Genomic DNA, 923 nt, shown 5'->3' with positions numbered 1-923 from the left:
CATAGCAAACTAGACAGCCATCCGCCCGAACCGCGGGGTGCACTTACCGGCAAGGCGCACGAACCGGACGAACACCGCACCCGACATACCCCATGTTCGGACGAAATACCATGCTCAAACGCCCAGTCAGAGGGCAGGATGTGGGCTATTGTCTGTTTCGTCTTTGAGAGTCGATTAGGCGCGTGCCTCGGGTGCGTGGGCGTGTTCGTTTACTGATGGTGGAGGGCGAACTGGCCGGGCACGTCCTCGGTGATCAGGCTGCGGGCGACCAGGCGCTTGAGCTTGGCGCGCATGCCCTCGATGTTCTTCGGTTCCAGGCCGAGGTCGAGCGCGTGGCAGAGGTCTTTCGCGCGGAGGGGCCCGCCGGCGTCGGCGAGGGCGGCCAGGATGTGCTGGCACGCGGGGTTCTCGGGAAGGGCCGGCTGCCCTGGGATCTCGGCCTGGTCGATCTCGAGGCTGAGCAGGACTTTGCGGGTGATGGCCAGGTCGGCGAGTTCGGCTTCGAGTTCCGCGGCCTCGGCGGTGATCTGCTCGATCTGTACGCGCAGGTAGTCGGTGTGGGTGCGCAGAAGCTGCTCGCGTTCGGCGACGAGGTCCAGGATCGTTCGGGTCATCGTGTCCTTCTATGTTCCGCGCCAGGTCGGGGTGGAGGTGCCGGTCAGGCGGCGGGTCATCAGATCGGTTATGGCCCAGTACACCCGGGTTTCGCTGGTGGCCGGGTTGATCTCGTAGTCGCGTACCAGGCGGCGGTGGATCATCAGGGTGCCGAGGGTCTGCTCGACCCGCCAGCGGATCGTTCTGTGGAATCTGATTTGTCAAGTTAACTGCCGTTTTGCCTGGTTGACCGCGATGATCGGCAGGAGGGTCGCGGTAGTCGGTAGCCCGATCTGGCGCGGGGTCGCTCCGGTCGGCGTGGGGATGTC

General features: G+C 64.8%; 1 protein-coding gene and 1 pseudogene. Both read right to left on the bottom strand.

The genetic code is table 11. From position 1 onward, the window contains the following. Positions 1-209: 209 nt before the first annotated feature. Positions 210-614, bottom strand: a complete 405-nt coding sequence (locus tag KDL01_RS41430) for a hypothetical protein (protein WP_212534196.1) — start codon at positions 612-614, stop codon at positions 210-212. A 9-nt stretch (positions 615-623) separates the two neighbouring features. Further along, positions 624-791: pseudogene (locus tag KDL01_RS44990) on the bottom strand (IS5/IS1182 family transposase); the annotation flags it as partial. Between the last annotated feature and the right edge of the window lie 132 nt (positions 792-923).

This window comes from Actinospica durhamensis, assembly GCF_018139695.1.
Taxonomy (GTDB): Bacteria; Actinomycetota; Actinomycetes; order Streptomycetales; family Catenulisporaceae; genus Actinospica; species Actinospica durhamensis.
Note: the sequence above shows the minus strand (reverse complement) of the source record. Positions and strands in the feature narration are given on the sequence as shown.

Excerpts from the sequence above, each read along its gene's own strand:
- KDL01_RS41430 (WP_212534196.1), bottom strand. The coding sequence starts at position 614 with ATGACCCGAACGATCCTGGACCTCGTCGCCGAACGCGAGCAGCTTCTG.